Annotated in this window: 24 protein-coding genes; 15 read left to right on the top strand and 9 right to left on the bottom strand. The window is 71.6% G+C overall.

All coding sequences use genetic code 11. The annotated features are described in order from the left end of the window. From ACFYYW_RS34085 to ACFYYW_RS34075, 3 genes are read left to right on the top strand one after another with little or no spacing between them, the layout of a single operon-like run. Positions 1-828, top strand: coding sequence for an amino acid ABC transporter permease (locus ACFYYW_RS34085; protein WP_364416411.1), 828 nt, complete (start codon positions 1-3; stop codon positions 826-828). After that, positions 825-1,568, top strand: coding sequence for an amino acid ABC transporter ATP-binding protein (locus tag ACFYYW_RS34080; RefSeq protein WP_364391392.1), 744 nt, complete (start codon positions 825-827; stop codon positions 1,566-1,568). The genes ACFYYW_RS34085 and ACFYYW_RS34080 overlap by 4 nt, the downstream gene beginning before the upstream one ends. A gap of 55 nt (positions 1,569-1,623) precedes the next feature. Continuing rightward, a complete protein-coding gene (locus ACFYYW_RS34075; protein ID WP_352331380.1) occupies positions 1,624-2,052 on the top strand; it encodes a CGNR zinc finger domain-containing protein in 429 nt (142 codons plus the stop codon). 16 nt (positions 2,053-2,068) lie between these two features. On the opposite strand, the gene ACFYYW_RS34070 is transcribed toward ACFYYW_RS34075, so the two are convergent. Beyond that, on the bottom strand, positions 2,069-2,362 hold the full coding sequence (locus ACFYYW_RS34070; RefSeq protein WP_352331378.1) for a S24 family peptidase: 294 nt from the start codon (positions 2,360-2,362) through the stop codon (positions 2,069-2,071). Positions 2,363-2,451: 89 nt separating this feature from the next. On the opposite strand from ACFYYW_RS34070, the gene sodN reads away from it, so the two are divergent. The 3 genes from sodN to ACFYYW_RS34055 all read left to right on the top strand — a co-directional run bounded on the left by sodN (position 2,452) and on the right by ACFYYW_RS34055 (position 4,202). Further along, the gene (gene sodN / locus ACFYYW_RS34065) at positions 2,452-2,853 is read left to right on the top strand and encodes a superoxide dismutase, Ni (RefSeq protein ID WP_352331376.1); all 402 of its coding nucleotides are present in this window, start codon (positions 2,452-2,454) and stop codon (positions 2,851-2,853) included. A 126-nt stretch (positions 2,854-2,979) separates the two neighbouring features. Next, a complete protein-coding gene (locus ACFYYW_RS34060) occupies positions 2,980-3,405 on the top strand; it encodes an anti-sigma factor (protein WP_352322897.1) in 426 nt (141 codons plus the stop codon). Positions 3,406-3,422: 17 nt separating this feature from the next. After that, entirely contained in the window at positions 3,423-4,202 is a 780-nt protein-coding gene (locus ACFYYW_RS34055; RefSeq protein WP_352322896.1) for an RNA polymerase sigma factor SigF, read from the top strand. Here the strand turns inward: ACFYYW_RS34055 and ACFYYW_RS34050 are convergent. Further along, positions 4,199-4,582 carry a hypothetical protein gene (locus ACFYYW_RS34050; RefSeq protein WP_352322895.1) on the bottom strand — a complete coding sequence of 128 codons (384 nt, stop codon included), beginning with the start codon at positions 4,580-4,582 and terminating at the stop codon, positions 4,199-4,201. The two genes, ACFYYW_RS34055 and ACFYYW_RS34050, sit on opposite strands and share 4 nt — an antisense overlap. A gap of 89 nt (positions 4,583-4,671) precedes the next feature. Between ACFYYW_RS34050 and ACFYYW_RS34045 the strand changes: the two genes are divergently transcribed. Both ACFYYW_RS34045 and ACFYYW_RS34040 read left to right on the top strand, forming a co-directional pair. Then, positions 4,672-5,637, top strand: a complete 966-nt coding sequence (locus ACFYYW_RS34045) for a diacylglycerol/lipid kinase family protein (protein ID WP_387654951.1) — start codon at positions 4,672-4,674, stop codon at positions 5,635-5,637. 275 nt (positions 5,638-5,912) lie between these two features. Then, positions 5,913-6,167 (top strand): WhiB family transcriptional regulator, encoded by a 255-nt coding sequence (locus tag ACFYYW_RS34040; RefSeq protein ID WP_352322893.1) that lies wholly within the window; start codon positions 5,913-5,915, stop codon positions 6,165-6,167. Between the two features lie 182 nt (positions 6,168-6,349). Here ACFYYW_RS34040 and ACFYYW_RS34035 read toward each other — a convergent pair whose 3' ends face one another. Then, positions 6,350-7,819 (bottom strand): histidine kinase N-terminal domain-containing protein, encoded by a 1,470-nt coding sequence (locus tag ACFYYW_RS34035; RefSeq protein WP_352322892.1) that lies wholly within the window; start codon positions 7,817-7,819, stop codon positions 6,350-6,352. Positions 7,820-8,293: 474 nt separating this feature from the next. Here ACFYYW_RS34035 and ACFYYW_RS34030 point away from each other — a divergent pair, with 474 nt between their 5' ends. Continuing rightward, on the top strand, positions 8,294-9,013 hold the full coding sequence (locus tag ACFYYW_RS34030) for a GntR family transcriptional regulator (RefSeq protein ID WP_125648113.1): 720 nt from the start codon (positions 8,294-8,296) through the stop codon (positions 9,011-9,013). A gap of 35 nt (positions 9,014-9,048) precedes the next feature. After that, complete coding sequence (gene bioD, locus ACFYYW_RS34025) at positions 9,049-9,756, top strand: dethiobiotin synthase (protein WP_387654946.1); 708 nt, start codon at positions 9,049-9,051, stop codon at positions 9,754-9,756. Here the strand turns inward: bioD and ACFYYW_RS34020 are convergent. Beyond that, positions 9,753-10,328, bottom strand: a complete 576-nt coding sequence (locus ACFYYW_RS34020; RefSeq protein ID WP_352322890.1) for a hypothetical protein — start codon at positions 10,326-10,328, stop codon at positions 9,753-9,755. The genes bioD and ACFYYW_RS34020 overlap by 4 nt on opposite strands. 135 nt (positions 10,329-10,463) lie before the next feature. Between ACFYYW_RS34020 and ACFYYW_RS34015 the strand changes: the two genes are divergently transcribed. The 4 genes from ACFYYW_RS34015 (at position 10,464) to ACFYYW_RS34000 (ending at position 14,751) form a co-directional block, all read left to right on the top strand. Further along, positions 10,464-11,624: a sensor histidine kinase gene (locus tag ACFYYW_RS34015; RefSeq protein ID WP_387654943.1), complete on the top strand. Its 1,161-nt coding sequence runs from the start codon at positions 10,464-10,466 to the stop codon at positions 11,622-11,624. Further along, entirely contained in the window at positions 11,615-12,268 is a 654-nt protein-coding gene (locus tag ACFYYW_RS34010; RefSeq protein WP_352322888.1) for a response regulator transcription factor, read from the top strand. Before ACFYYW_RS34015 ends, ACFYYW_RS34010 begins: the two co-directional genes overlap by 10 nt. Then, on the top strand, positions 12,265-13,038 hold the full coding sequence (locus ACFYYW_RS34005) for a DUF4097 family beta strand repeat-containing protein (RefSeq protein WP_387654939.1): 774 nt from the start codon (positions 12,265-12,267) through the stop codon (positions 13,036-13,038). The genes ACFYYW_RS34010 and ACFYYW_RS34005 overlap by 4 nt, the downstream gene beginning before the upstream one ends. Positions 13,039-13,107: 69 nt before the next feature. Then, the gene (locus ACFYYW_RS34000; protein WP_387654937.1) at positions 13,108-14,751 is read left to right on the top strand and encodes an acetolactate synthase; all 1,644 of its coding nucleotides are present in this window, start codon (positions 13,108-13,110) and stop codon (positions 14,749-14,751) included. Positions 14,752-14,755: 4 nt separating this feature from the next. Here the strand turns inward: ACFYYW_RS34000 and ACFYYW_RS33995 are convergent, their stop codons facing one another. After that, positions 14,756-16,453, bottom strand: a complete 1,698-nt coding sequence (locus ACFYYW_RS33995; protein ID WP_387654935.1) for a serine/threonine-protein kinase — start codon at positions 16,451-16,453, stop codon at positions 14,756-14,758. A 239-nt stretch (positions 16,454-16,692) separates the two neighbouring features. On the opposite strand from ACFYYW_RS33995, the gene ACFYYW_RS33990 reads away from it, so the two are divergent. Then, positions 16,693-17,076 (top strand): thioesterase family protein, encoded by a 384-nt coding sequence (locus ACFYYW_RS33990; RefSeq protein WP_352322884.1) that lies wholly within the window; start codon positions 16,693-16,695, stop codon positions 17,074-17,076. Here ACFYYW_RS33990 and ACFYYW_RS33985 read toward each other — a convergent pair. The 4 genes from ACFYYW_RS33985 to ACFYYW_RS33970 form a co-directional block, all read right to left on the bottom strand. Beyond that, entirely contained in the window at positions 17,066-17,278 is a 213-nt protein-coding gene (locus ACFYYW_RS33985) for a biotin/lipoyl-binding carrier protein (RefSeq protein WP_352322883.1), read from the bottom strand. The two genes, ACFYYW_RS33990 and ACFYYW_RS33985, sit on opposite strands and share 11 nt — an antisense overlap. Before the next feature lie 42 nt (positions 17,279-17,320). After that, positions 17,321-18,700, bottom strand: a complete 1,380-nt coding sequence (locus tag ACFYYW_RS33980; protein ID WP_387654931.1) for an acetyl/propionyl/methylcrotonyl-CoA carboxylase subunit alpha — start codon at positions 18,698-18,700, stop codon at positions 17,321-17,323. A 99-nt stretch (positions 18,701-18,799) separates the two neighbouring features. Beyond that, positions 18,800-20,098 carry an HD domain-containing phosphohydrolase gene (locus ACFYYW_RS33975; protein WP_352322881.1) on the bottom strand — a complete coding sequence of 433 codons (1,299 nt, stop codon included), beginning with the start codon at positions 20,096-20,098 and terminating at the stop codon, positions 18,800-18,802. Further along, entirely contained in the window at positions 20,095-21,450 is a 1,356-nt protein-coding gene (locus tag ACFYYW_RS33970) for an HD-GYP domain-containing protein (protein WP_364416419.1), read from the bottom strand. The genes ACFYYW_RS33975 and ACFYYW_RS33970 overlap by 4 nt, the downstream gene beginning before the upstream one ends. Positions 21,451-21,613 lie beyond the last annotated feature (163 nt).

The raw sequence follows: 21,613 nt of genomic DNA, 5'->3' as shown, positions 1-21,613 counted from the left end.
ATGGCCGACCAGCCGACGACCGCTGAGCCCGGCCGGGCCGGGCTCAGCCCTCGGAAGAAACAGCGCATCACGCGGGCCGTCCAGTACGTCGTGCTGGCCGCCGCGCTCGTCGCTGTCGTCCTGTACGCCGACTGGGCCAGCCTCGCCCAGAACTTCGCCAAGGCCGACGTGGCCAAGCAGGCGCTGCCCGACCTGTTCACGATCGCGCTGCGCAACACGATCATCTACACGGTGGGCGGTTTCGTCTTCGCGTTCGTGCTCGGGCTGCTGCTCGCGCTCATGCGGTTGTCGCAGGTGCGGCCGTACCGGTGGATCGCGACCGTCTACATCGAGATCTTCCGCGGCCTGCCGGCGCTGCTCATCTTCCTGATGATCACCTTCCTGCCGCTGGCGCTGCCCGGGTTCGAGGTGCCGTTCGGCACGTACGGACAGGGCATCCTGGGCCTCGGCCTGGTCGGCGCCGCCTACCAGGCGGAGGTCTTCCGGGCGGGCCTGCAGGCGGTCCCCAAGGGCCAGACGGAGGCCGCCAGGTCGCTCGGCATGTCCGCGACCCGGGCGCAGGTGACGGTGGTCATCCCGCAGGCCATCCGCATGGTGATCCCGCCGACCACCAACCAGTTCGTGTCCCTGCTCAAGGACTCCTCGCTGGTGCTGTTCCTGGGCGTCTCGGGCGAGTACGTCGAGCTGGCCAAGTTCGGCAACGACCTGGCCTCCCAGTACGCCAACGCCACGCCCATCATGGTCGCCGGCGTGACGTACCTGATCGTCACGATCCCGCTGGGCTACCTTGCGTCCCGGCTCGAGGGGCGTAAGCGGAGGAGCCAATGACGCACGCCATCGAGCTACGAGGGCTGCACAAGTACTTCGGCCGGAACGAGGTGCTCAAGGGCATCGACATGACGGTCGAGCCGGGCCAGGTGGTGTGTGTCATCGGCCCGTCCGGCTCGGGCAAGTCCACGCTGCTGCGCTGCGTGAACCTGCTGGAGGAGCCCACCAAGGGCAAGGTGTTCGTGCAGGGCGTGGAGGTGACCGACCCCGACGTGGACATCGACGCCGTACGACGCCGCATCGGGATGGTCTTCCAGCAGTTCAACCTGTTCCCGCACATGACCGCGCTGCAGAACGTCATGATCGCCCAGCAGCGCGTGCTGAAGCGCGGCAGGCGGGAGGCCGAGGTCGTGGCCCGGGAGAACCTGGAGAAGGTGGGCGTCGGCGCCAAGTGCGACTCCTACCCCACCCAGCTCTCCGGCGGGCAGCAGCAGCGGGTGGCCATCGCCAGGGCGCTGGCCATGAACCCCGACCTGATGCTGTTCGACGAGCCCACCTCGGCGCTCGACCCCGAGCTGGTCGGCGACGTGCTCACGGTCATGCGCAAGCTGGCCGAGGAGGGCATGACCATGCTCGTGGTCACCCACGAGATGGGCTTCGCCCGCCAGGTGGCCGACCGGGTGGTCTTCATGGACGGCGGCGTCGTCGTCGAGGACGGCGAGCCCGCCCAGGTGATCGGCGACCCGCGGCACGAGCGCACCCGCACGTTCCTGCACCGGGTGCTGCACCCGGAGGAGTGAGCCGTCCGGGCCCCCGGTGGTGCCGGGGGCCCGGCGACTCGTGTAATACTCCCGCATGGACCTGACCTCTTACGCAGAGTGGGCGGTCCGCCTGATCAACGATCCCGCCCCTCCCCCGGAGCTGACCGCCCTGCGCGCCGAGCTGGCCGCCGTGTTCGACGTCGCGGGCGACGCGCGCGCCGTGGCCGAGCGCCTCAACGCCCTGCTCGTGCGCTATCCGGTGCACCCGCGGCTGTCGGACCACGACGGCCAGGGCTGGCACCTCCACCTGGCCGAGGACTCCGCCGCCAGCGCGGTGATGGGCCTGGCCGCCGTCGTCGCCGAGGTGGGCGCCGACCGGCTGGGCCGCTGCCACGAGCCGCGCTGCGCCCGCGCCTTCCTCGACACCTCCTCCAACCGCTCCCGCCGCTACTGCTCCCCCCGCTGCGCCACGCGCGCCAACGTGGCGGCCTACCGGCGCCGCAGGAGCGCCCAGGAGGGCTGAGGGGGCCTCCGGGAGGTCACCTGCGGCGCACCAGCGGCCAGTACCGCAGGACGACGCGCCCGACGATCTCCTCGACCGGCCCGAAGTCCCAGCTGTCGCGGCGCCCGCCGGCGCGCTGGTTGTCGCTCTCCAGCCACCAGCCGCCCTCGCCGTGCCACTGGGCGCGTTTCACGATGAGCTGATCGGGGTCGCCGGGCAGCCGGGCCACGACGAGGTCACCCGGATGGACGGCGGCTCCCCGGCGGACGAGGAGCCAGTCGCCGGGAACCAGCGCCGGACGCATCGAATCGCCCTCGACACGCACTCTCATGGGCAGAGACCCCCTACTCCACAGGCGTTGGGACCCGAGTAAGGTCGGTTGTGGACCAAGCTGATTCAGCATCAAGGAAGGACTTTCTGATGCTCGCACGACTGCTACGACCCAAGCATGTCGCCTCCGCCCACTGCGACCTGCCCTGTGGGGTCTACGACCCCGCCCAGGCCCGGATCGAGGCCGAGTCGGTCAAGGCGATCATGGAGAAGTACGAGGCCAGCGACGACCCGGTCTTCCGCACCCGCGCGCTCATCATCAAGGAGCAGCGGGCCGAGCTGGTCAAGCACCACCTGTGGGTGCTCTGGACCGACTACTTCAAGCCGCCGCACCTGGAGCAGTACCCCCAGCTGCACCAGCTCTTCTGGGAGGCCACCAAGCTCGCGGGCGCCGCGGCCGCCAAGGGCACCGTCGACGGCGGCAAGGCCGACGAGCTGCTGGCCAAGATCGACGAGATCTCCAAGATCTTCTGGGAGACCAAGGCCGCCTAAACGGCATAAAAGGCTCTGTGCGGTCCAGACCGCACAGAGCCTTTTCCGTTGATGGCGAGTCTGAATCCGCCAAGGACCTCCCGGGGACGGTAAGTTGCAGTTGGCGTCGGAAACGCGAGGAGGAACGTGACCGAGGAAACCGAGACGCGTGCGGAGGGTGTGGCGGGCATCCGCGATGTGGTGAGCATCAGGCTCCCCGCCGCGAGTGCTTACCTGTCGGTGCTGCGCACGGCCACCGCCGGCCTGGCCGCCCGGCTTGACTTCACCCTGGACGAGATCGAAGATCTGCGCATCGCGGTCGACGAGGCGTGCGCCATGTTGCTGAGCGAGGCGGTTCCGGGCACCGACCTGACCGCCGAGTTCGAGCTGACCGGCGACGTGATGAAGGTCGGCGTCGAGGTGGCCACCGTCGGCAGCTCCGCCCCCAAGCGCGACGACTTCGCCTGGATGGTGCTGACCGCCCTGGCCGACGACGTCGACGCCGTGACCGACTCCCCCGACCGCATGGCGATCGTCCTGCGTAAGCGCCGAGGCGCAGCGAGGCCGGCGTGACGGAAAGGACTGGAGCCATGGCCACCAGCGAACACGCCGTACCCGACAGGGTTCGTGCCCGCTTGCTCTTCGCCGAGCTGGCCGAGCTGGGTCCCGAGGAACCGCGACGCCAGCGCATCAGGGACGAGCTGGTCGAGCTTCACCTTCCGCTGGTCGAATACCTGGCCCGCCGCTTCCGCAACCGGGGCGAGTGGCTCGACGACCTCACCCAGGTCGCCACGATCGGCCTGATCAAGTCGATCGACCGGTTCGATCTCAAGCGCGGGGTGGAGTTCTCCACCTACGCCACGCCCACCATCGTCGGCGAGATCAAGCGGCACTTCCGCGACAAGGGCTGGGCGGTCCGGGTGCCGCGCCGCCTGCAGGAGCTGAAGCTCTCGCTGACGAAGGCGATCAGCGACCTGTCGCAGCGCGAGGGCCGCGCGCCCACGGTCGCCGAGCTGGCCTCCTACCTCAAGATGACCGAGGAGGAGGTGCTGGAGGGCCTGGAGTCGGCCAACGCCTACTCCACGGTGTCCCTCGACGCGCCCGACTCCGGCGACGACGACGCCCCCGCGGTGTCCGACTCGCTGGGCATCGTGGACGAGTCGCTGGAGGGCGTCGAATACCGCGAGTCGCTCAAGCCGCTGCTCGAACGGCTGCCACCGCGCGAGAAGCGCATCCTGCTGCTGCGGTTCTTCGGGAACATGACGCAGTCGCAGATCGCGACCGAGCTGGGCATCTCGCAGATGCACGTGTCCCGGTTGCTGGCCCGTACCCTCGCCCAGTTGCGTGAGGGGCTGACCGCGGAGGACTAACCGTCCCCGTAGAGAGCATGGGTGGTGGGGGGCGCGAGCAGCGCCACCAGCCCGGTCAGGGCGACCACGATCAGCGGCACGCCGATCAGTGGCTGGTCCGACTGGATGAGCGTGACCCCGACGGGCAGCAGGAAGATCTGTGCCAGCACGCCCGGCGACCTCCCCCACCGCTCCGCCCGCAGCAGGCCGCCCCAGGCGACCCAGAGCAGCCCGGCTCCGATGAGCAGCCCGAAGACCGACTCCGCGATGGCCGTGGTGAGACTGTCAGGCGTGCTCACCACCGTCTCCACCGCGACGTAGACGCCGAGCCCGAGCGCGACGAGCCCCTCCAGGGCCACGACGACGGCGGCGACGAGCAAACTCCACGGACGCTTCGACACAGCCAAACCCTATCCGCCCCCGGGTCCGGTCCCGCCGGTGATGTTCCCCCACCCCGAACGGGTCGGCGATCAGCGACTACGCTGGCGATATGCGCGCAATGTTGCTGGTCAATCCCAAGGCCACCACCACCAACGCCCGCACGAGGGACGTGTTGATCCGCGCGCTGGGCGCGGCCGTGGAGCTGTCGGTGGAGGAGACCGGCTACCGGGGGCACGCCGCGACGCTGGCGGCCACGGCCCGCGCCAAGGGCTTCGACGTGGTCGCGGTGCTCGGCGGCGACGGCACGATCAACGAGACCGTCAACGGCCTGCTCAACCCGGTCAACGGCCACGACGTCCCGCCGGCCGACGATCCGAGCTCCGGCCGTCCCGGACTGATCGTGATCCCCGGCGGCAGCGCGAACGTGTTCGCCCGCTCCCTCGGCCTGCCGAACGAGCCGGTCGAGGCCACCGGCGCGGTCCTGGAGGCGCTGCGAGAGGGCCGGCGCCGGACCGTGGGCCTGGGCCAGGCGCTCTGGGAGGGAGAGAGCCGGTACTTCACGTTCTGCGCGGGCATGGGCTACGACGCCGAGGTCGTACGGGCCGTGGAGGGCCTGCGGGGCACGGGGCGGAAGGCCACTCCTGCCCGGTACGTGAACACCGCTCTGCGGCACTATCTGGCCACGGACAAACGGCACGCCCCGATGACCCTGACGGGGCCGGGCATCCCGGCGGCCGAGGGCGTGTTCATGGCGATCGTCTCCAACACCTCGCCGTGGACGTACCTGGGGGCCAAGCCGGTGACGCCGACGCCGTGGGCGAGCTTCGAGACCGGGCTCGACCTGCTCGGGCTGCGGCGGATGGGACCCGTCCAGATCGCCGGGCTGATCCGGCAGATCCTCACGGAGAGTGACGCCGTCCCGTCCGGCAAGCACCTCGTCCAGCTGCACGACGAGGCCGAGTTCACCCTCGCCGCCGACCGTCCCGTGGCCTTCCAGCTGGACGGGGACTACCTGGGAGAACGCGAATCCGTAACGTTCCGGTCTACCCCGAACGCGTTACAAGTTCTGGTCTAGCTGGTTACATTCGGTCATTGTGTGACGCATCCGACATCCATAACCGCCAAAACTTCGCCCCAACCCTCTTGCGTGCACTCTCCGTGGCTGGAAGGCTCAAGACTGACGTCGGAACGTAGGACCTTTAACAACCCCAAGGCCCTCCGGCCGTCAGGCGGACAACCCCGGTCCAACACCTGGATTCGGGTAATTGTTCGCGCGAGTTAGTGAAACTCTTCACAAAGTAGTAGCCGCACGGAGCCGACCAAAGGTTCCATCTACTAAGGAGTGGACGCATGGACTGGCGCCACCGAGCTGCCTGCCGTGACGTGGACCCCGAGCTGTTCTTCCCGATCGGCAACACCGGCCCTGCCCTGAGCCAGATCGACGAGGCCAAGCAGGTCTGCCGGTCCTGCCCGGCCGTCGACGCCTGCCTGAAGTGGGCGCTGGAGTCCGGACAGGACGCCGGCGTCTGGGGCGGCCTGAGCGAGGACGAGCGTCGCGCCCTCAAGCGCCGCACCGCCCGCGCCCGTGCCCGCGCCTCCGCCTGATCTGCTTCACGTGATCTGCCCCGCCTGATCCCCCTCCGATCGACCCTGCCTTCCCCGCAGGAGCCGCCCAGCTTGGCGTGATCGATGTGTCCGCCAAGACCCCGTCGCGACGCGTACGCGGCGGCCAGGCTCGTACGGACCGGGCGCCGCCCTCGACGACGGTCGCCCGGCCCGGCGGACTCTCAGGCGGACGGCAACGGGATCGACAACCCGACGTGCGTGCCGCCGCCCTCCCGCGGCTCGATCGTGAGCTTGCCCGACAGCTCCCCCTCCACCAGCGTGCGGACGATCTGCAGCCCCAGACTGGTGGACTTGTCGAGGTCGAAGTCCGCGGGAAGGCCGCGCCCGTCGTCCCAGACGGTGACGTTGAGCCGGTCGGGGGCGGGCTCGACCAGCACCTCCATCCGCCTGGGACGCCCGTGCTGCAACGCGTTCTGCAGCAGCTCGGTCAGCGCCATGGCCAGCGGCGTGGCGATGAGCGAGGGCAGCACGCCGAACGCGCCCACCCGGCGCGGCGTGACCGCCGCCTCGGCCGCCGACACCTCGCCCGCCATCGCGATCACCCGGTCGGCGATCTCGTCGAAGTCGACGAACTCCTCCGGCGCGTGCGACAACGTCTCGTGCACGATGGCGATCGAGCCGACGCGGCGCACGGCCTCCTCCAGGGCCTCGCGTCCTTCGGGCACCTGCAGGCGCCGGGCCTGGAGGCGCAGCAGCGCGGCGACCGTCTGGAGGTTGTTCTTCACGCGGTGGTGGATCTCGCGGATCGTGGCGTCCTTGGTCATCAGCTCGCGCTCGCGCCGCCGCAGCTCGGTGACGTCCCTGATGAGGACGAGCGCGCCGATGCGGCCGCCGCCGACGATCAGCGGGATGGCCCTGAGCTGCACGATCGTGCCGCCCGACTCGACCTCGGTCTCCTTGGCCGCGCGCCCGCTGGCCACGATCATCAGGTCTTCGTTGATCGGCTCGTCGGAGTAGCACAGCGTCGCCGTCACCCGGCCCAGCTCGGCGCCGACCAGGTCGGCGTGCAGGCCCAGCCGCCGGTAGGCCGACAGCGCGTTGGGCGAGGCGTAGGTGACCCGCCCGGCCCGGTCGAGCCGCAGCAGGCCGTCGCCGACGCGCGGCGAGCGGACCAGGATCGGCTCCTCGCCCGAGAACGGGAAACGCCCCTCGGCCACCATCTGCGCCAGGTCGGACGCGCTCTGCAGGTAGGTCAGCTCCAGCCGGGACGGGGTGCGGGCCGAGGACAGGTTCGTGGAGCGCTGGATCACCCCGAGGAAGCGGCCCTCGCCGTTGTCGACCGCCCGGCGCACCGGGATCGTCTCCTCGCGCACCGGGACGCCCGTGGACCAGTCGGGATCGCCCTCGCGGCAGATGCGGCGCTCGTTCCAGGCCGTGTCGATGAGGTGGCGCTCGCCCTTGGCGGCCACGCTGCCGACGATGTCGTCGTGGTAGACGGTGGGGCCGGTGGTGGGACGCATCTGGGCGATGGCGATCCAGCCGTTCTCACCGAGCAGCGGCGCCCACAGGATGAGGTCGGCGAAGGACAGGTCGGCCAGCAGCTGCCAGTCGGAGACCAGCGAGTGCAGCCAGTCGAGGTCCGCCTCGTCGAGTGCGGTGTGGCGGGCGACGAGGTCGCTGAGAGTCGGCACGAGTGCATCATGCGTGCTTTCGCCGCCAACAGCCAAACCGACCCCCTGATCGAATGCGCAGCTCCTGGCCGGGGAAGGACTCCGCACGGCGGGACACGGGCGCGGCACGGGTGCGTCGTCGTGCACCCGGTGCGACTTTCGGGGAATCTCATACTGTGAGAACCGTCACACGGCGGGATCGCTCGATCCCCATGACGGGGCTTCACGGGCATTGCCGGAGGTGATCGACACGGGCGGGGGGCTCCTCGACGACGCGGGCCTGACACCGGCCTCGGTTGCGATCGCGCACGCTGCTGTGGATATCCTTCACAATCAGTCTGAGCTGCCCGGATTCGCGCGTACTTGGCGGTGTGCGCGCTCCGTGCGGATATGCCGTCCTCCCAGGTGGTTGACCGCTCGGGCCGATATGAGTTCCGATGATCTCGCGGTGATCAGACACGCCCTCACCGCCGTGCCAGAAGTGAAGGTGAGAGCGTGACCGACGACGGCCCCCGCGTTCCCAAGTACTACGACGTGAAACGCAGTCTTCTGGAGCTCACCAAGAGCCTGCCCGCGGGCACCGCCCTGCCTCCCGAGCGCACGCTGGCCGTGCGGTTCGAGACCTCGCGCACCACCGTCCGCCAGGCGCTGACCGAGCTGGTCGTGGAGGGCAGGCTGCTGCGCATCCAGGGCAAGGGCACGTTCGTGGCCCAGCCGAAGGTGGCGCAGGTGCTCCAGCTCACCTCCTACATCGGCGACCTGCGCACGGCGGGCCTGGAGCCGGACACGAAGATCCTGGAGATCGGCTACATCACCGCGGACGAGGCCCTGGCGCGGCGGCTGGCCATCAACCCCGGCGGCCGGGTGCTGCGCATCCACCGGCTCCGGCTGGCCAACGGCGAGCCGGTCTCGATCGACACCACCCACCTGTCCGCGCGGCGCTTCCCCCGCCTGCGCCGGGAGCTGGAGGTGCACGCCTCCCTGTACGAGACGCTGCACAACGCCTACAACGTACGGCTCACGGACGCCGAGGAGATCATCGAGACCGTGCTCGCCACCCCGTACGACGCCAAGGCCCTGGGCGTGGACGTCGGCCTGCCGATGCTGCTGCTGACCCGCCACGCCTTCGACGCCGACGGCCACCCGGTGGAGTGGGCGCAGTCCCTCTACCGCGGCGACCGGTACAAGTTCGTCACGCGGCTGCGGCGTCCCTGACCGGGATGGCGGGCGGCGGCTTCTAGGCTGGGACGATGAGCGTTCTCGTCGTGTCCGGCACCGACTTCGGCGTGGGCAAGACCGTCGTGACGGCCGCGGTGGCCGCCCTGGCCAGGGAGCGGGGGGCGTCCGTCGCCGTGGTGAAGCCGGCGCAGACCGGCGGCGGGCACGACGTCGACGAGGTGATCCGGCTCTCCGGGGCGAGCACCACGTTCGAGCTGGCGCGCTTCGGCGAGCCGCTCTCCCCGGCCGCCGCGGCGCGGGTGGCCGGGGTGCCGCCGGTGTCGCTGACGGCCGCCGCGCGGTTCGTCGAGGAGCTGGCCGAGAGCAACCGGCTGGTCGTCGTGGAGGGCACCGGCGGCCTGCTGGTGCGCTTCGACGAGGACGGCACAACGATCGCCGACCTGGCCCGGCTGGTGGGCGCGCAGGTGCTGGTCGTGGCGGGGGCCGGGATCGGGGCGCTCAACCACACGGCGCTGACCCTGGAGGCGCTGGCGCACCGGGGGCTCGACCCGGCGGGCGTGGTGATCGGGCGCTGGCCGCGGGAGGCCGGGATCGCCGAGCGCAGCAACGTCGCCGACCTGGAGATGCTGGCCGCGCGGCCGCTGGCGGGAGTGCTGCCCGAAGGGGCCGGGCGACTCGGCCGCGAGGCGTTCGCCCAGCTGGCGCGCGAGGGACTGGGCGCCACGCTGGGCGGTTCCTTCGACCCGTCCGCCTTCAAGCGGCGGGTGGGGGTGCTCTAGCAGGCGGCCTCGGGCAGCCGGCAGACCTTGACGGTCATCCGGCGCGCCTGGTCGATCAGCCCGCGGAAGCCCTTGAGCGGCAGGCTCTTCGTGGGCCAGGCCGACTCGCCGGCGATGTAGAGCGCCGCGCCGCGCCTGACCGCGATCGCGTGCTCGCCGCTCTCGAAGAACCGGCCGCCGGCGCGCAGGCCGTCGTCGCCGACGTCCAGGGGCTTGGTGAAGTAACGGTGACGGTTGACGCCCTTGCCCACGTCGGCGCAGCGCCTGAGGTCCGCGCGCAGGACGCGCATGGCGGCCTCTGCGTGCCGGACGCTCCGGTAGACGACGAGCTGCTCGTACTTCATCTCGTCCTCGCTGGAGTACAGGACGGCCCGCGCCGTCAGCCGGCCGCCGTCCCGCCGCCGGTGCGACAGGCACGGGTCGAGCTGGAGCGGCAGCGTGGCGGAGTTCTTGACGGTGTAGGTCTCCCACTGCTTGGCGGGCGGGTGCTTCTCCAGGAACAACATGCCGTGCGGTAAGCCGCCCAGGACCGTGGACGCGGCCGCCAGCGCGGCGACCCCTGCTGCGAACATCCGAACCTCCCCTTGGTCTGTTGGGGAGTGAGATGTTCGGTTTGCGGCAATTGTTCGAGGGTGGGGTTAGCTCTACCGTCCACCGGCACACCAGGCCCATTTCGTGGGGGTCTGGTGGGTCAATACCTTTGACGCATGAAAGTCCCCCGTCCCTGGTCGGCGCGTGCCTGGCTCGACACGTCCCACGTGATGATCGGGCTGCCGGTCGCCGTGGTGCTCGGCGGGCTCACGCTGCTGCTGGCCGTGGCCCCGCCGGTGCTGCGGCGCGGCATCCCGGTGTTCACCCGGGTGCAGCGGTCCAGGTTCGCGGCCTTCCTCGGCGTCCACATCCCGCCGCCGGTGGCGCCGGTCGGCTGGCGCAGGGCGGCCACCTGGCGGCAGATCGCCTACCACCTGCTGTCGCCCTTCGTGGGCGCGGCGGCGGCCGTCCTCGTCGCGCTGGCGTGGGGCGGGGCCGTGGTGGGGCTGCTGTCGTTCGTGCCGCCGCGGGTGCAGGCGCCGCCGCTGGTCTTCCTCGTCGATCTGCGCGATCCGGTCATCATGGGGATCACCACGGCGGCCGGCCTGGCGCTGCTGCTGCTCGCCCCGGTCCTGGCCAGGGGCATGGCGGCGCTCGACCTGTCGGTGGCGCGCACGCTGCTCGGGCCCAGCCGCACCGAGCTGGGGCAGCGCATCGAGACGCTGACCGAGAGCCGGGCCGGCGTGATCGACGCCGCCGACGCCGAGCGCCGCAGGATCGAGCGCGACCTGCACGACGGCGCCCAGCAGCGCCTGGTCTCGCTCGCCATGAACCTCGGCCTGGCCAGGGCCACCCTCACCGACCTGCCCGAGCCCGCCCGTGAGGCGATCGAGCGGGCCCACGAGGAGGCCAAGCAGGCGCTCAAGGAACTGCGCGACTTCGTCCGCGGCCTGCATCCGGCCGTGCTCAACGACCAGGGGCTCGACGCGGCGCTGTCCGGCGTCGCGGCCCGCGCCCCGCTCCCCGTACGCCTGCGCGTCGACATCGACCGGCGCGCCTCCCCGACCATCGAGGCGGTGGCCTTCTTCATCGTGTCCGAAGCACTGACCAACATCGCCAAACACGCCGCCGCGACCAGGGCCGAGGTGACGGTCCGGCGCGAGCGCGACCGCCTGCACGTGCTCGTCCACGACGACGGCTGCGGCGGCGCCCGGCTCGACGGCGGCACCGGCCTGCGCGGCCTGGCCCAGCGCATCGACTCCGTGGACGGGACGCTGCGCCTGTCCAGCCCGTTCGGCGGGCCGACCACGATCGAGGTGGAGCTGCCGTGCGAGTAGTGCTGGCCGAGGACTCCGTCCTGCTGCGCGAGGGGCTGGTCAGGCTGCTCGACGCGTCCGGCATGCGGGTGGTGGCGGCCGTGGACGAGGCCGAGGGCCTGCTGCGGGCCGTCGAGGAGCACCGGCCGGAGCTGGTGATCACCGACGTCCGGATGCCGCCCACGCACACCGACGAGGGGCTGCGCGCGGCTCTCGTGCTGCGCCGCCAGCATCCCGGGCTGGCCGTGCTGGTGCTCTCCCAGTACGTCGAGGAACGCTACGCCGCCCGGCTGCTGTCCACGGCGGCCGGCGGCGTCGGCTACCTGCTCAAGGACCGGGTGGCCGACGTGGCCGAGTTCATCGACGCCCTGCGCAGGGTCGCCGGCGGCGGCACCGCCCTCGACCCGGAGGTGGTCGCCCAGCTCCTGCTGCGCGGCGACAGCGACCCGCTGGAACGGCTGACGCCCCGCGAGCACGAGGTGCTCAAGCTCATGGCCGAGGGCCGCTCGAACGCCGGCATCGGCCAGGCCCTCGTGCTCAGCGAGGGAGCCGTGGGCAAGCACATCGGCAACATCTTCACCAAGCTCGACCTGTCCCCCGCGGAGGGCGATCACCGCCGGGTCCTCGCCGTCCTGCAGTTCCTCAAGATCAGGAGCATGCCGTGAGGACCATCTGGCTGACGGCGGGAGCCGTGACGACGGTGGCCGCCCTGCTGCTGTCCGTCCTGCTGGTCTGGGACGGGTTCGCCCGCGCCACCGCGCCGCAGGAGACACGGGCCAGGACGGTCCCGTTCGCGCTGGACACGCTGAAGGTCACCACGGGCAGCGGCGAGGTGAGCGTCGAGATCGTGCCGGGCCCCGCGGGAGAGCTGACGATCGCCCGGTCCGTGGCCTGGACCTCGATCGACCGGCCGGTGATCACCGAGGACTGGACCGGCGACACCCTGCGGCTGGACATCCGCTGCGGGACCGCGCGGCAGCCGGACGGTCCGGTGTGCCGGGCGGACTACACGCTGCTGGTGCCCTTCGAAACCGGCGTCGAGGCCCGGACGACCGTCGGCGCCCTCGGGGTCAGCAACGTGGTCGGCGACGTGCGGCTGACGACCGTGTCGGGGAACGTGCGGGCCGACGGCGTCACCGGCGAGGTGTGGGCCAGGTCCGGTTCCGGGTCCGTCTCCGGCAACGCGATACTCGGCGGCAAGGCCGACGTCGAGACCGGCTCGGGCGACGTACGGCTCGACTTCGCCAACCCGCCGCTCACGGTGAGGGCCGTCGCGCGGGCCACCGGCGACGTCGACCTGCGGCTGCCGCCGGAGACCTACGACGTGACGACCGAGGGCCGCCGCACCGAGGTGACGGTCGACGCGGTGAAGGGCGCGCCCCGGAAGGTCGAGGCGCGGTCGCCGCTCGGCTCGGTCCGCGTCTGCTGCGCGTAGGTCCAGGACAAGGCCGGACGCAAGCCTTGAGATCTGTTTACTCTTGTCACTGGTTGGTAAGTTCCCGGCATGGAGTCTGCGAAGCACGCCGGTGACGTCGCCGTCGCCGTGTCCAAGGCCTACGGCGTCGAGACCATGTTCACGCTCTCGGGAGGCCACGTCTTCCCGCTGTACGACGGCGCGGTCCACGAGGGCATGCGCATCCTCGACGTGCGCCACGAACAGAGCGCGGTCTTCGCCGCCGAGGCGACGGCCCGGCTGACCAGGAAGCCCGGCCTGGCCGTGCTGACCGCCGGGCCGGGCATCACCAACGGCGTCAGCGGCATCGCGACCGCGCACTTCAACGGCTCGCCGGTGGTCGTCATGGGCGGCCGCGCCCCGCAGTCGCGCTGGGGCAGCGGCGCCCTCCAGGAGATGGACCACCCGCCGCTGCTCGGCCCGATCACCAAGCTGTCGTTCACCGCCTCCGGCGCCGACTCGATCGGCCAGGACGTCGAGTCCGCCTTCCGCACCGCCGTCGCGCCCCAGCGCGGCCCGGTCTTCCTCGACTTCTACATGGACCACCTGTTCGCCCCCTCGCCCGCCCACGAGGTGCACACGCAGTCGCCCTCGCCGCTGGAGCCCGACCCCGACGACCTGGCCGCCATCGCCCGGCTGCTGTCCGAGGCCGAGCGTCCGGTGCTGGTCTACGGCTCCGACGTGTGGATGGACCGGGCCGAGGAGGCCGCGCGCGACTTCGCCGAGACCTGGCGGCTGCCGGTCATCCCCAACGGCCAGGGCCGCGGCATCCTGCCCGCCGGGCACGAACTGCTCGTCACCCGCGCCCGCAGCGTGGCCTTCTCCCAGGCCGACCTGGTCATCGTGATCGGCACCCCGCTCGACTTCCGGCTCGGCTACGGCCTGTTCGGCGGCAAGGACGGCGCGCCGGCCCGCGTCGTGCACATCGCCGACGCGCCCTCGCAGCTCGCCACCCACCTGCAGCCCGCCGCCAAGGCCGCGGGGGACCTGTCGGTGGTGCTCTGGAGCCTCGGCGCGGCCTGCGGCGACGCCGGGGTCAAGCCCAGCTCGTACGCCTCCTGGCTGTCCACGCTGTCCGAGGCCGCCGCCGCCGCGATCGAGGGCGACGCCGAACTGCTGGCCGCCGACACCGACCCGATCCACCCCATGCGCATCTACGGCGAGCTGGGCAAGGTCCTGGCCGACGACGCCGTGGTGATCGGCGACGGCGGCGACTTCGTCTCCTACGCCGGCAAGTACGTCGAGCCCAGGCAGCCGGGCAACTGGCTCGACCCCGGCCCGTACGGGTGCCTCGGCACCGGGCTCGGCTACTCCATCGCCGCCCGCCTGGCCCGCCCGTCCTCGCAGGTCGTGCTCCTGCTCGGCGACGGCGCCGCCGGCTTCTCCCTGATGGACGTCGACACCCTCGTCCGCCACCGGCTGCCGGTCGTCATGATCTGCGGCAACAACGGCATGTGGGGCCTGGAGAAGCACCCCATGCAGTTCCTGTACGGCTACGACGTGGCGGCCGACCTCCAGCCGCAGTGCCGCTACGACCAGGTCGTGACCGCGCTGGGCGGCGGCGGCGAGCTGGTCACCAAGCCGTCGGAGATCGGGCCGGCGCTGCGCAGGGCGTTCGACTCCGGCATCCCGTACATGGTGAACATCGCCACCGACCCGCAGATCGCCTACCCGCGCAACACCACCGGGATCTGACCCCCTACGACTTCGGCGTGGCCGTGGGGGACGGCGTCGGCGTCGGCGTCGTGCAGATGCCGTCGATGATGTAGAGCGTGACCACCTTCGTCTCCGGGACGACCGTGCCGCCCGCGGGCACCGTCTTGGTGATCCTGCGGCAGGCGGGGTCGTCGGTGGTCACGGACGTGTCACGGACGCGCACCAGCAGCCCCGCCGCCTCGACCATCTCCTGACCCTTGAGGAAGGGCAGCCCGGCGACCTTGGGCACCGTGATGTGCTTGACCGTCGGCGTCGGCGTGCTCGACGGCGACTTGGTCGGTCCCTTCGTGCTGGTCGGGGTGGTGGTGGGCGTGGTCGTCGGCTCCGCCGTCTCCGTCGGCTCCTCGGTCTCGGGGTGCGTGGGCGGCCTGGTGGCAGGCGGCACGGCCGTCTTCGTGGGAGGCCTCGTCGGGGGCTTGGACTTCGTGGGACCGGCCTTCGTCGGGCCGGGGATGTCGTCGCTGTCGCCATCGTTGGAGGCCGTGACGGTCGGCGTCGGCGCGCCGGGCACCATGCCCGTCAGCGCGACCGCACCCGCGCCCACGCCGAGCACCACCGCGACCGCGAGGCCGACGACCAGGCCGGTCCTGCGCGGCGCCTTGGCGGCGCGGCGGCCGCCCGGGCGGCGCTCGCCGACCGCGGCGGTGGTCTCCTCCGACGACGCGGGCAGGTGCGCCCCGGTCTGGAACGCGCCGGCCCCGCCCGGCGGCTGCCCTCCCGGGTAGGCGGGCGGCTGGCCCGGCTGGTGGGCGCCCGTCGGCTGCGAGTGGCCCGCCTGGTAGGCGCCGGTCTGGTACGACTCGGGCGGAGCGGCCATCGTGGCGCCCGTGGCCGGCGGCGCGATCTCGGCCACCGGCGTGATCGGCTGGCCCTGGCCGGCCGCGCGGGCCGCCTCGCTCATGGCCTTCGCCGTCGGGAAACGCCGGGCGGGGTCCTTCGACAGGGCCACCTCCACCAGCGTCCGGATCTGCGGCGGGATGTCGGCGGGCAGCGGCGGCGGGGCCTCGCGGATGTGCTTGAGCGCGATCGTGACCGCGCTGTCACCGTCGAACGGCCGCTGTCCCACCAGGCATTCGTAGGCGACCACGCCGAGCGCGTAGATGTCCACGGCGGGCGTGACGGGCTCGCCCTCGGCCTGCTCGGGCGCGCAGTAGGCGGCCGTGCCGAGCACCATGCCGGCGTCGGTCAGCCGGTTGGCCAGGTCGGAACGGGCGATGCCGAAGTCGGTGAGCACCAGCGTGCCGTCGCGCTGCACGAGCAGGTTGCCCGGTTTCACGTCTCGGTGCACGATTCCCTGGTCGTGCACCGCCTGCAGGGCCGAGGCGGCCTGCGCGATGAGTTCCATGGCCGCCTGTGGCGGGATCCGGCCGAGCCGGGCCAGCAGCCGGTCGAGCGGCTCCCCGTCCACGAACTTCATCACGAGGTAGACGGTGTCGCCGCTCACCCCGTAGTCGTAGACGTCGACCACGCCGGAATGGTTGATCGTGGCCATCGCCCTGGCTTCCCCCTGGAACCTGGCGACGAATCCGCGATCATCCATGCGGCCTGGGAGCAGCACTTTGACGGCGACGGTGCGGGCGAGCACGATGTCCTCGCCTCGCCACACCTCGCCCATGCCGCCGGCGCCGATGCGGGTATCCAGTCGATACCGCCCCGCCAGCGTCGTGCCTTGGGCCACCATGACTCCCCCGCTACCCCCCTACATCGGTAACCTCGCCCACCCCGCGGTTCTCCAACAAAGCGAACTTTTGTCGCGGTGAGGTAACACAGTGGTCACGGAAACTCCGAGAGTGTACCTGTCTCAGCAGTCCCATATGCCACTCATATGCCGCAAGCCGTACAAACCCTATCCTGGAGCCTTATGGGCGGTGTTGTCCGCGTTTCCTGGAGATCAGGACCGCCCTCGGTAGGCTGACCCCCATGACGCTCTCACCTGGCCTCCGCTCGCAACTGCTCACCATGGTCGAGAGATCGGACACAGCCGAGCGAGCCGGCAGCGGCGACGTTCCCGTGCTGGCCACGCCCAGGCTGCTCGCGCTGGCCGAACGGGCCACCGTCGAGGCCGTGCGCCCGCACCTGGCCGAGGGCGAGACGTCCGTCGGCACCCGGGTCGAGCTCGAACACCTGGCCGCCAGCGCCGTCGGCGACCACGTCCAGCTCACCGCCGAGCTCACCGGCGTGGACGGCCGCCGCCTGGTCTTCGCCTTCGAGGCCCGCGACCTGAAGGGCACGCTCGTGGGCCGCGGCACGGTCGAGCGGACGGTCGTCGACCGCGCCAGGTTCCTGGCCCGCCTCAGTCGATGACGGCGATCAGGTCGCCCTCCTGGATCACGTCGCCCTCGGCCACCTTGAGCTGGGACACCACGCCCCCGTCCTCGGCGAGCACGGGGATCTCCATCTTCATCGACTCGAGGATGACCAGCGTGTCCCCCTCGGACACCGCCTCGCCCTCCCGGACGACCACTTTCCACACGTTCGCCACCATCTCGGCGCGTACCTCGGCCACCGGCGCTCTCCTCTTCCGACGTCACCAACAATGTCGACCGGGTCAGGGCCGCATTCGCCCGACCAGACCCGTGTCGTAGTCTCCCGCGACGAATGCCGGGTTCTCCAGCAGCTCGGCGCAGAAGGGCAGATTGCTCTTCGGCCCCTCGACGACGAACTCCGCGACCGCCTTGCGGCCCAGCTCCAGCGCCTCGGTACGGTCGGCCCCGAGCACGCACAGCTTGGCCATCAGCGGGTCGTAGAACATGGTCACCGTGTCGCCCGCCGCGTAGCCGGAGTCGACGCGGATGCCGTCGCCGGCGGGCTCGTCCCAGGTGGTGATCCGGCCGGGGCCGGGCAGGAAACGTCTGGGGTCCTCGGCGTAGACCCGGAACTCGATCGCGTGCCCCTCGGGCGCCACCGTGATCTCCGGGCTCTCCCCGGCGGCCACGCGAAGCTGCAACTCCACCAGGTCGAGGCCGGTGACCAGCTCCGTGACCGGGTGCTCGACCTGGAGCCTGGTGTTCATCTCCAGGAACACGAAGTCCTGGGCGTCGGCGTCGACCAGGCACTCGACCGTGCCCGCGCCGAGATAGCCGACGGCCTCGCCGGCCCGCACGGCCGCGGCCAGCATGCGTTCGCGCAGCTCGGGGCCGATGCCGGGGGACGGCGACTCCTCGACGACCTTCTGGTGGCGGCGCTGCACCGAGCAGTCGCGCTCGCCCAGGGCCAGCACCCGGCCGCCGGGCAGGCCGAGGATCTGCACCTCGACGTGGCGGGCACGTTCGACGTAGCGCTCCAGCAGGACCGCGGGCCCGGCCAGCGCGTCGCCCGCGCCGCCCGCCGCGGCCGCCGCGGCGAACCTGGCCGCCGCCCTGGCCGCCTGCTCGAACGCCTTGGCCAGCCCGGCGTCGTCACGGGCCACGCTCATGCCGATCCCGCCACCGCCGCCCGCGGTCTTGACCATGACCGGATAGCCGATCAGCTCGGCCGCGTCGAGCGCCGCGACCAGGTCGGTGACCGGTTCCCTGGTGCCCGCGGCGACGGGCACGCCCGCCCGCTCCATGAGGTTCCTGGCGTTGATCTTGTCGCCCATGCGGTCGATGGACTCCGGCGACGGCCCGATCCACACGAGCCCGGCCTCGATCACCGCCCGCGCGAACGCGGCGTTCTCCGACAGGAAGCCGTAACCGGGATGGACCGCGCCCGCTCCCGTGGCGCGGGCCGCGTCCAGCACCCTGGCGGGGTCGAGATAGCTCCGCGCGGGGTCGGCCGGGCCGATCAGCACCGCCTCGTCGGCCTCGCGCACGAACGGCAGCCCGGCGTCGGCCTCGGAATGCACGGCGACGGCACGCAGTCCCATCCGCCTGACCGTACGGATGATCCGCCGGGCGATCTCACCACGGTTGGCGATCAGAACGGGTCCGAGCGTCTCAGCAATCACGCGGACAACCCTATGACCGGCGGCGGCTCGTCCCTTTTCCCGTGAAGTACCGATCAGCGGAGAATGATCTGTAGGAACCCCACAAAGGCGGACAATCAGTTACACGCGGCCTCTGCCGACCACCCGGGTCAGGGCGTCGAGCGCGGCGGCGTCGTACGCGCTGCCCGCCGTGAGCCTGATGCGCTCCAGCGCCGCCCCCGATCGGTCGCGGTCGGTGGACGGGCCGACCAGGTCGTCGTAGGCGTTGGCGACCCTGATGATGCGGCTGGACAGCGGCGGGTCGTCGGCGATCTCGTCGCACTGCCGGCGGACCACCTCGGCCACCCGGTCGAGCACGCCCGTCTGCCTGATCACCTCGGCCCCCAGCTCGGCGATGCGCCGCGCCTGCTCCGGGTCGGCCAGCACGGTGGCGCCGCCCGGGATGGGGTCGCGCAGCGAGAGCTGGCCGATGTCGTGCATGAGGGCCGCGTACTCCAGCTCCAGCAGCTCGGGCTCGGCCATGCCCAGCTCCCGGCCGACCGCCACGGCCAGCCGGGACACCCGGCGCGAGTGGCCGGGCTCGACGTAGCCGCCGACCTCGGTGACCCGCGACAGGGCGCGGACGGTCTGCAGGTAGGTGGCGCGGATGCCGGCGTACTTGCGGAAGGCCACCTGCGTGACCAGCAGCGGCGCGGCGAACACCAGCAACGCCACCAGGTCCATGCTGTGCGTGGCGAGCGCCAGCAGCACGCCGGAGGCCGCCACCGCGGCGCCCAGCGGGAACGCCATGTTGATCTCGTCGCGCACCGCCACCCGGAACGCCGTGCGCAGCCGCTCGGCCCGCAGCAGCGCCGCGATCAGCACGTCGACCAGCAGCGTCACCGTGATCAGCGAGACCATCACCACGAGCGCCGGCCACCAGGTGTGGGCGCCCGGCGGCGGCTTGGTGAGCTGGTAGAGCGGGTCGGCCAGCGGGCGGAAGGCGAAGGCCAGCAGCGCGCCGGTCAGCAGGCGGCGGGCCATCGCGTCGAGCCGCGGCGGCCGGCCGACGGCCAGGTGGGGCAGCGCGCCCGCGATCATCCCGGCCGCGATCACGGCCACGACCTGCAGCGCGGAGTGGCGCAACTGGTTCTGGCTGAGGTCGAGCAGCAGGGTGTAGCCGAGCGCCGCGGCGGCGCCGATGGGCGCGACCTCCCGGTTGCCCGGCATGGTCAGCCGGGCCAGCTCGCCGACCGCGATCAACGCGCCGAACCCGATGGCGATCTCGGGACGGTCGAGCCCCACGGCCGCCGTGTGCGCCACGCCCGCGACGGCGACCAGCCCGGCCGCGCAGATCAGCAACAACTGGCCGGAGTCGAGCCGGCGCAGGACGGTGGCCGGTGCCCGGTCGGCGCGCCGGACGCGCTCTGTGGTGGTCATGGCCCGCTCACGACCTGGATCGGCATCGTCGGGTCGTCGTGGTCCTTGATCGTCGCCTCGGCGGCGTCGGGCGGCGGCGCCTCGACCCGGCGCGGCGGCTGCCAGGGAGTGCGTTCCAGCGCCCGGATGAACGCGGCCACCATGACCGGGTCGAAGTGCGTGCCGGCGCACTTGCGCAGCTCCTCCACGGCCACCTCGACCGGGCGCGCCCCCCGGTAGGAACGGTCGGAGGTCATCGAGTCGAACGCGTCGGCCACCGCGATCACCTTGGCGAACTCGGGGATCTCGTCGCCGGCCAGGCCCATCGGGTAGCCGGTGCCGTCGTGGCGCTCGTGGTGGTGCATGATCCCGGCGTAGGCCTCGTCGAGGAAGCCGATGCCGCGGACGATCTCCAGCCCGCGCATCGGATGGAGCTGGATCGCGGCGAGCTCCCCCTCGGTGAGCGGGCCGTCCTTCTGCAGCACCTTGGTGGGCACGCCCAGCTTGCCGACGTCGTGCAGCATGCCGGCGTAGCGGATGGCGCGCAGGCGTTCGAGCCTCATGCCGATCTCCTCGGCGATCATGCTGGAGGCGAGCGAGACGCGGGTGCAGTGGCCCCGGGTGTAGTAGTCCTTGGTCTCGACGGCCTGGCAGAGCGCGGCGATGGTGGCGTCGTAGGAGCGCTGCTGGGCGTGGTACTGGCCGAACGCCCACCGCGCCACGAACAGCGGCATCAGCACCAGCACCGCCGAGATCGACTGCACGGTCGCCCACAACCCGGCCACCAGCAGCCCGAACGTGCCGTAACCGAGGTAGGACAGCAGGAACTGGACCATTCCGCGCAGCGGCACCTCCGTGGCCCGCACGCTGGTCGCCAGGCTGATCATGGTCAGCGTGAGCACGATGTTGAGCGGCACGAACACGGCGGTCGCGGCGGCGTAGGGGCCGATGAGGCTGTCGAACTCGTTGACCCGCGGCACCCCGACCGTGCCGTGCAGCCACTCGTAGACCCAGCCGGAGGCGTAGCCGCAGATGGCGAACTGCGCGCCGTTGAACAGCCGCTTGATCAGCGGCAGCCCCGGGCGCACGCTGACCGCGGCGGTGAGCCCCACCAGCGCCGCGCCCTCCGGCCCGATCAGCACGACCGCGGCCAGCGACGCCGAGAAGCTCACCGACACCGCGAACTGCTCCACGTTGAGCAGCGTCGGCATCGACTCGCACACCAGGAAGAGCAGCGCGAGCACCAGCAGGATGTCGAGATTCTCCGGCGCCACGAGCGGGCCGGAGACGATCGCGCTGTGCCCGATGAGAGCGGCCGCCGCCGCGATCACGGCGACCAGGTAGACCCTCGCGGGCCAGGGCAGGTCACGCATTGCGGCCCCCTACGGCGGTCAGGTCCAGGAAACCCCTGGCGGAAGCGCGCCGATGCCGGCCAGGACCACCGTCGAGGTGACCACGATGACGGCGGCGAGCGACCGGGTGAACCTGTCCTTCAACATCCCACATGCCTCCACGTCGACTTCTGGAGCTCACGCT

Source organism: Nonomuraea sp. NPDC001831 (genome assembly GCF_042892035.1).
GTDB lineage: Bacteria > Actinomycetota > Actinomycetes > Streptosporangiales > Streptosporangiaceae > Nonomuraea.
Note: the sequence above shows the minus strand (reverse complement) of the source record. Positions and strands in the feature narration are given on the sequence as shown.